This window comes from Zavarzinia sp. (genome assembly GCF_049306435.1).
GTDB lineage: Bacteria > Pseudomonadota > Alphaproteobacteria > Zavarziniales > Zavarziniaceae > Zavarzinia.
In genome coordinates this window covers 1-6,737 of sequence record NZ_JBAQRT010000089.1, presented here as the reverse complement: position 1 = coordinate 6,737, position 6,737 = coordinate 1, and the positions used below count along the sequence as shown (strand labels likewise).

Genomic DNA, 6,737 nt, shown 5'->3' with positions numbered 1-6,737 from the left:
GATTCCTCGCCGCGCGGGCCGGGGAATTGCCGGTCGATCAGCGGGACGGCCTCGCGGCGGAGACCCTGGCCGTGCTCGATCATGGCGAATTCGGCGCCGTCTTCGGCCCCGGCAGCCGGCCGGAGGTGCCGATCGCCGCGCTGCTCGGCACGACCTCGGTGCTCGGCCAGATCGACCGGCTGGTGGTCTTGCCGGACAAGGTGCTGATCGTCGATTTCAAGACCGACCGGCCGTCGCCGAGCGACTGGCGCATGGTCGCGTCCGGCTACCTGCGCCAGCTCGCGCTCTACCGCGCGGCGGTTTCCCGCCTGTTTCCGGGCAAGCCGGTCGAGGCGGCGCTGCTCTGGACCGAGACGCCGCGCCTGATGCCCATTCCGGGGGCGATTCTCGATGCAAGCCTTGCAGACCTGCCCGGCGTCGCCCCTCCAGTTGACGCTTCCCCTCGGCCTTCCTAGATTTGTTGACCGAACACAAGTGATGTCGCAGGGTTCGCCCCTCGATCAGGAAAGGTGCTTCAAGCCATGGCCACCAAGAAGGTGACGGACATTTCATTCGCGACCGACGTGCTGGGCGCGCCCGGCCCCGTCGTCGTCGACTTCTGGGCCGAGTGGTGCGGCCCCTGCAAGCAGATCGGCCCCAGCCTCGAGGAAATCTCCGAGGAACTCGGCCAGCAGGTCACGATCACCAAGATCAATATCGATGAAAACCCGAACACCCCGGCCCGCTACGGCGTGCGCGGCATCCCGACCCTGATGCTGTTCCGCGACGGCAAGGTCGCCGCGACCAAGGTCGGCGCCCTGCCCAAGGGCAAGATCGTCGAATGGATCAACAATTCGATCTGATCGACCTTCCGTCGGTGAATCAGGCCCCGGTGCAGCCGCGCCGGGGCCATTCATTTGACGGCGGCGTTCTTCGTTGCTAAGAACGCTCTCCGGCTCTGAGCGGGCGTAGTTCAGAGGTAGAACATCAGCTTCCCAAGCTGAGTGTCGTGGGTTCGATTCCCATCGCCCGCTCCAAGACTTAGGTCACTTATCCCCAGGCGGTTTTTCCGACTGTTTTTCTGGGGGCGTTCTGGCGGCGTTCGCGTCGAGCCGCCTGATGCGGTCGAGGAGGATCTCGTCGCGCTTCACGTAGCGGTCGATCAGCCTCTCGACCTGGTCTTCGGACCAGGCCAGAATCTCGGCGATTTCGCGGATGGTGATGCCCCCGACATAGAGCCGCGTGGCGGCGGTCCCCCGGAGGTCGTGGAAGTGCAGCTTGAGGCCGGCGCGCTTCATCGCCTTCTGCCAGCTCGATGTGAAGCCACTGCGCCATGGCATTCCGTCCGTGTTCGTCAGCACGGTGGTCGCGCGCTTCGGGATCGCCGCCAGAAGCTCCCGAAGCTCGCCGTGCAGGGGGATCAGCGCGGCTCGCTTGCCCCGGCTCTTGCCGGTTCGGATTTCGATCGCCAGCGGCGCGACATGCGACCATGACAATTTCAGCAGATCGGAGAGGCGCAGGCCGGTCAGGGCGCCCAGCCGCGCGGCCTGATAGATCTCGGGTGAGGATACCGCCTTCAGTCGCTCGAAGTCCGATGCCGTCCATATGATCTCGGAACGATCGACCTCGTAAATCTGGCTGATACCCTTGCAGGGATTGACCAGGATCAGTCCCTTGCCGGCGGCGAAGGTCATCAGGCGAGACAGGACCTGTATCCCCATGTCGGCTGCCCGCGGCGTCTGGGCCCATTCATCGCGCCAATCGGTGATTTCGGGCCGGATGGCCGCGCGGTCGAATTGCTTGATCGACAGAATTCCGAAGCGGTCATTGATCCTGCCCAGCCAGCGGTCCCATTCGATCTTGGTCCGGGGCGCAAGCCTGTCCCAATCCCGGCTGCACTTATAGCTGACGATCAGGTCGGATATGCGCCGGCCGTCCGTCTTGCGGCGGGTGGACAGGGCCGCCTCCAGCTCGGTGACGAATTCATCGGTTCCGGGTGGGGCGTGCAGGCGCGGCGCCCCTTTGCCCTTCCATGCGTAATAATAGGTCTTGCCGCGCGCGACGACCTTGTAGACCGATTTGAGGTCAACCTTTACCAAGGCGCCGCTTCCATTCCGCCAGCTCATTATCGAGTTCACGATCCTCGCCGCCGGCCGCGCCAAAGGCAACGCCCATGCGTTCGTCAAGGGTCCGGTCGAGGGCGAATCGGTCCCACGTCTTCCGCCGGCCACGATCGAGCGGCTGGGGCCATTGCCCGGCGGCAACTTCTCGGGTGAAGGTGCCGACCGATACCCCGAGATAGGCGGCGGCCTGATCGCGCGAGAGCATCCTCGGCCAGTCGGGCAGCCGCCCGATGTCTTCGACGCGGGCGACCATCAGCGCGCTTTCTCGTCGGTCTGGATTCCGTCCAGACGCTTGATCAGCACGGCGGTCACGCGCCCTTGTGCGAGCATAAGGCCGGCGATTTGCAGAGCGGTGCGCGCGGGATTGTGGGAGAGCGATTCCCAACGGCCTGTGTCCTGAGCGACCTGTCTCACGTAGTTGAGGTCATCGATCATACAGATGATCTCCATCGATCCGGGCGGGGCCTGCCTCGCGCGATAATCCTTCTCCATGGGATCAGCCCTCCGGATAGGTGGGTTGCAGGGAAAGCGCGACGCGGAGGCCCATCCAGTTCAGGTAAAAGAACGCGGTGTCCTCGCCCCAAAGCTCGGGGTTTCCGTGAACGGGGCCTGTCATCAGTCCACGCTCGACCAGGCGAACCAGCGTCGGATTTCCGGCATGGGTGCAGTAATGGTCTCGATAGCCGGCGTTCGCGCCGGTTCCGCCATAAGCGTGGATAAGGGCGCGCTTCTCTTGCCAGGTCAGGTCGGCGACCACAGGATGTTCCGGCGGCAAAACGGTATCGTAGCGTGGCGCCCGATGGACGCGGACGGCGGCGAATGCCTTGCCGGTATCGGTCTCGAACCATCCGCAATCCTGCAGGCGTGAGACGATCAACCACCGCGCCTTGGAAGCGGTGGGCGCGAAGACGATCTCGTCATAGGGCGCATCGAATGTGCAGGTGTTCGGCATCGTCGCGCGGTAAGCCTTGCGGATGCGGTCAGCCATGATCAAAGCCCTCCCATCGCGGGCTGGTCGACAGACAGGGCGGTCAGGACGGGGCGGACCCATATCGGGGTGCTGCCCAGGGCGAAGGTGACGCCGTTGCGGGCGAGTAGAAGGCACTGCGCCATGGCGGAGGCGATGGCTTCGGCGGCGGCGGGCGGGACGGCATTGCCGATCCTCTCCCGCCATGCCGAGTCCGACAGGCCGTCGAGTTCCAGCCATTCCTCGGGGTCGACCAGCGATTGGAGCGCGGCGAGTTCCAGCGTCGTGAAGGGGCGATGCCATGTCCCATCAAGGGCGCAGATCACGGCGACGAGGTTATTGTTCGCGGCGGGCAGGGCTTCGACCGCCTCGCCCTCCGCCGCCTCGTCCTCCGTCGGCCGGGGATCGGCGACCGACCACGGGCCGTTGTTGTTCTTCGGGTGGCCGGAGACGGCGTTGCTCGTGCCATCCCATGGCTGCACGCCATAGTGCCCGCCGCTGACGTAATGGCCGCGATCGAGGCGGAGGCCGGCCGGGCGGGGATCGGCGACGCAAAGGGCGCCGCTGGCCACGCGGTTGGAGCCTGTCGCGGTCTTGCTCGGTTGGCCCCATTGCTGGACGCTCAGCTTGCTGCGGTGGGCGCTGTCCGGCCAGCCCGTGCGCGGATCGGCGAGAGCGAAGGCGCCCTGGCCCGTGGTCGATCCGGCGATTACCGTGCCGGCGGGTTCGTCCATGCCGGTGACCCGGTACTTGCCCCGACCTTCCCGCCCCGTGGTGTTGCGCGGATCGTCGACCGTGCCGGAACCTTCCGCGCGCTCGACGATGCGATAGGTATGGCGGATCTCGCGCGGGTCGGCGACGGCATGGGGGCCGCCGCCGACGAGCATCTTGCTCGTGACGACGCCCGAGGTGTCGCCCCAGCGGCGGACGCCATGCTGCACCGATCGGGGGTGGCCGTCGATCCGCGGATCGGCCAGGGCGAAGGCGCCATTGGTCGGGCCGCAGCGGCTGGCCACCGTGCCGCTGGTGTCTTCCCACCGTCGCACCCCGAGGTGTCCGGCATGGCGCGGGCCTTCGGGCATGATGCCGAAATCGGCCAGCATCCCGTCCTCGACCCGAAGGCGATTGAGCGATCGCCAGTCGGCCCCGGCCTCGACGAAGGCGAGACGCACCCAGGTCTGCCACTGCAGGGCCGGCATCCGGTGCAGCGGCCCGCCCTGACCCGATCCGGGCATCGGCAGGTGTTCCAGCACGTCGCCGATCGCCCGCAGGGGGCGAAGGGGTGGCTCGTATAGGAAGGCCGGCACGGTGTCCATGCGGCGCGCCACCATCAGAAATCGCTTGCGCGACTGCGCCAATCCACCAAGGCGTCCGCAGTCGTGTGTGGTCTCGGCGACCGCGTAACCATGGGCGCGCCACAGGGCGATGATGCGATCGAGCAGGGCGCGTCCGCGCGATGCGATGCGGGGCACGTTCTCGAACACAATCAGGTCGGGCGGATCATCCGGCCATGCCTCGACGATCTGTCGGGCGCCGCGCAACGTGAGTTCGTTCAACGCCTGGTATTTTCTCGTCTTGCTGATCGATTCGGCCAGCAGGCCCGAGAAACCCTTGCAGGGCGCCGACAGGAAGACGACGTGGGGCCTCTCCCACCCCGCGGCGCGCTGGATGTCGACGGCGGTCGCCTCCCGCCAGTCGGGCGGCGGCTCGTGTCCGTGGAAGGCGATATACTGATCGCGTGAGAACAGGTCCATCACCGTGCCGGGCGTGCCGGTCAGGCGCGTGAAATCCCGGATCGCGGCGGGGTCGCTGTCGATGCCGCCGATGCTGCGGAAGCGGGCTTCGCTGGCGCCGACGCGGGCGTGACCGCGCTGAAAGCCGAGAATGCCCGCGCCGATGCCGCAGAAGAACGAGAAGACGCGGAATTTAATGCGTTCCATGTCATGCCTCATTCAGCGCGGTTCTGATCATAGCGCGCCAAATATCTCGCGGGCCGACGTCATCATCATCAATCCAGCCTGCGTTGATCATATCTTGCGTCGGCTCTCGTATCGCATCGACCGTGGCGCGGGCGACCCGGTGCCAGAGGTCGTCCGGGACCTCGGGGCTCCATGCCTTGGTGAATTCCGCCTTGGCGGCGGCGGCGGCGCGGTCCAGCGCGCTGTCTGGGATGGTATTGGGATCGGCGCCGGTCATCGCCGCGCTCCCTTCTCGATGGTGGCGAGGTGGGCGCCGGAATCGCTGAAATGGGTGAGGTTCCTGGCGGCGCGGGCGGCGGCGGGGTCGTCGCCCTGGTCGATCGCGCGGCGCAGTTCGATCAGAGCGGCGAAATAGGCGCGGGCGATGCTTGCCCAGACCGCGTCCGTCGCTTCGACGCGCACGGTGATGGTGACGGGATCGGTCATTTTGTTTCCTTCCATTCGCCGTCAAGCCGGAACCGGGCTGAGGCGTCGAGCGCGCGGTCGAGAATGATCACGGCGGTGGCATGAGTGCCGTCGGGCGCCGAGGCGTGGGTGACGACCAGCCCGACCTCATGCCCGCGGCTGGCGGCGGGCAGGCGGTCGTCGGGCGTCCATGCCGGGGCCTCGGTGTCGATGATCTCGGTGCCGAGGCCTTCGTCGTCCTCGCCGTCGTCCTGGTCATCCGGGCGGGTCGGGGCGCCCGCTTCGGGCCTGATGATCGTGGTCAGGCTGGCCGGGCCGGCGGGATCGCGCGGGGTTTCGGCGGGGCCGGCGATTTCGGGAGCCTTGGGCGCGGGCGGGGGTGTCCAGCCTGGGGGCTGCTCCTCCGCTTCCTCGCCCGTGGGGCCGGCCATTTCGCTGGTCAGGGCTTCCAGGGCAGCGCGGGTCTCCTTCTCGGTCCAGCCGATCAGGGAGGGGTGACGGCCGATGAACTGGATCTGGATATCCGGGCCGAAGTGTTGCAGCGTCTCGGCGTGGGCGAGGGTCAGGTGACCCTCGCGAAACATGTCGCGGACCCAATCGCACAGGCGGCGGGTCAGGGCCATGCGGGATTGCACGAGGCGCTGGGTCAGACCGATGCGGCTGGCGATGTCGGCGGTCGAAAGGCCGGCGGAGACGAGGCGACCGAAGGCCTCGCCCTCGTCGAGGGGGTGCATGTCGGCCCGGGCCAGATTGGCGGCGAGCTGGCGGATCAGGATATCCGTCTCGTCCGCCGGGGTGGTGATCACCACGGGGATCGGTGTATCTTCGGTAACCTTAAAGATATCGCCTTCTTCGGCCCCGCCGTCCAGCCAGCGCAGGGCCGCGAGGCGGCGGTGGCCATCGACCACCATGTAATCGCCGGGCATCGCCAGCGGCCGAACGATCAGCGGGACCAGCAGGCCTGCCGTGGCGATGGACTGCGCGAGTTCCTGCAAGTCGGCATCGTGAGCGGTCTGGCGCGGGTTGTTCGGGTCCTCGATTAGGTGATCGAGCGGCACTGTCGTGATGCCCTGGGTGCCGGCCATGTCGAGCAGGGTGGCGAGGTCGATGCCCAGCGCCGCCGCGAGGCGCCGCAGCTCGTCGAGACCCATGGTCGCGTTTTTCGCGGAAAGAAAGCGGGACAGGCTGCCGTTGTCGATATCGGCGGCGGCCGCGAGCTGGCGCAGCGAAAGGGCGGCGGCGACTTGCGCCGCCGCGATGCGGGCGCGGATGGCGGCCCAATCC

The 6,737-nt window shown here is 67.2% G+C and carries 10 protein-coding genes and 1 tRNA gene; 3 read left to right on the top strand and 8 right to left on the bottom strand.

The genetic code is table 11. The features are described from left to right. From WAZ62_RS04645 to WAZ62_RS04635, 3 genes are all read left to right on the top strand, one after another. The coding region (locus WAZ62_RS04645) for a PD-(D/E)XK nuclease family protein (RefSeq protein ID WP_422642352.1) at positions 1 to 455 on the top strand (455 nt) is incomplete at its 5' end. A 66-nt stretch (positions 456 to 521) separates the two neighbouring features. Further along, positions 522 to 842: a thioredoxin gene (gene trxA, locus WAZ62_RS04640; protein ID WP_422642351.1), complete on the top strand. Its 321-nt coding sequence runs from the start codon at positions 522 to 524 to the stop codon at positions 840 to 842. Positions 843 to 941: 99 nt separating this feature from the next. Continuing rightward, positions 942 to 1,016 (top strand) — tRNA-Gly (locus WAZ62_RS04635). A gap of 9 nt (positions 1,017 to 1,025) precedes the next feature. On the opposite strand, the gene WAZ62_RS04630 is transcribed toward WAZ62_RS04635, so the two are convergent. The 8 genes from WAZ62_RS04630 to WAZ62_RS04595 form a co-directional block, all read right to left on the bottom strand. Further along, on the bottom strand, positions 1,026 to 2,165 hold the full coding sequence (locus WAZ62_RS04630) for a tyrosine-type recombinase/integrase (protein ID WP_422642350.1): 1,140 nt from the start codon (positions 2,163 to 2,165) through the stop codon (positions 1,026 to 1,028). Then, a complete protein-coding gene (locus tag WAZ62_RS04625) occupies positions 2,065 to 2,355 on the bottom strand; it encodes a helix-turn-helix transcriptional regulator (protein WP_422642349.1) in 291 nt (96 codons plus the stop codon). Before WAZ62_RS04625 ends, WAZ62_RS04630 begins: the two co-directional genes overlap by 101 nt. Next, positions 2,355 to 2,594: a hypothetical protein gene (locus WAZ62_RS04620; RefSeq protein WP_422642348.1), complete on the bottom strand. Its 240-nt coding sequence runs from the start codon at positions 2,592 to 2,594 to the stop codon at positions 2,355 to 2,357. Before WAZ62_RS04620 ends, WAZ62_RS04625 begins: the two co-directional genes overlap by 1 nt. A 4-nt stretch (positions 2,595 to 2,598) precedes the next feature. Further along, the gene (locus tag WAZ62_RS04615; protein WP_422642347.1) at positions 2,599 to 3,090 is read right to left on the bottom strand and encodes a hypothetical protein; all 492 of its coding nucleotides are present in this window, start codon (positions 3,088 to 3,090) and stop codon (positions 2,599 to 2,601) included. Between the two features lie 2 nt (positions 3,091 to 3,092). Beyond that, positions 3,093 to 5,009 carry a DNA cytosine methyltransferase gene (locus WAZ62_RS04610; RefSeq protein ID WP_422642346.1) on the bottom strand — a complete coding sequence of 639 codons (1,917 nt, stop codon included), beginning with the start codon at positions 5,007 to 5,009 and terminating at the stop codon, positions 3,093 to 3,095. A 1-nt stretch (position 5,010) separates the two neighbouring features. Next, positions 5,011 to 5,265 carry a hypothetical protein gene (locus tag WAZ62_RS04605; RefSeq protein WP_422642345.1) on the bottom strand — a complete coding sequence of 85 codons (255 nt, stop codon included), beginning with the start codon at positions 5,263 to 5,265 and terminating at the stop codon, positions 5,011 to 5,013. Beyond that, entirely contained in the window at positions 5,262 to 5,474 is a 213-nt protein-coding gene (locus WAZ62_RS04600; protein ID WP_422642344.1) for a hypothetical protein, read from the bottom strand. Before WAZ62_RS04600 ends, WAZ62_RS04605 begins: the two co-directional genes overlap by 4 nt. Further along, positions 5,471 to 6,737: ParB/RepB/Spo0J family partition protein (locus WAZ62_RS04595; protein ID WP_422642343.1), on the bottom strand; the 1,267-nt coding region annotated here is incomplete at its 5' end. The genes WAZ62_RS04595 and WAZ62_RS04600, both read right to left, overlap by 4 nt.

Excerpts from the sequence above, each read along its gene's own strand:
- trxA (WP_422642351.1), top strand. The coding sequence starts at position 522 with ATGGCCACCAAGAAGGTGACGGACATTTCATTCGCGACCGACGTGCTG.
- WAZ62_RS04625 (WP_422642349.1), bottom strand. The coding sequence starts at position 2,355 with ATGGTCGCCCGCGTCGAAGACATCGGGCGGCTGCCCGACTGGCCGAGG.
- WAZ62_RS04620 (WP_422642348.1), bottom strand. The coding sequence starts at position 2,594 with ATGGAGAAGGATTATCGCGCGAGGCAGGCCCCGCCCGGATCGATGGAG.
- WAZ62_RS04615 (WP_422642347.1), bottom strand. The coding sequence starts at position 3,090 with ATGGCTGACCGCATCCGCAAGGCTTACCGCGCGACGATGCCGAACACC.
- WAZ62_RS04610 (WP_422642346.1), bottom strand. The coding sequence starts at position 5,009 with ATGGAACGCATTAAATTCCGCGTCTTCTCGTTCTTCTGCGGCATCGGC.
- WAZ62_RS04605 (WP_422642345.1), bottom strand. The coding sequence starts at position 5,265 with ATGACCGGCGCCGATCCCAATACCATCCCAGACAGCGCGCTGGACCGC.
- WAZ62_RS04600 (WP_422642344.1), bottom strand. The coding sequence starts at position 5,474 with ATGACCGATCCCGTCACCATCACCGTGCGCGTCGAAGCGACGGACGCG.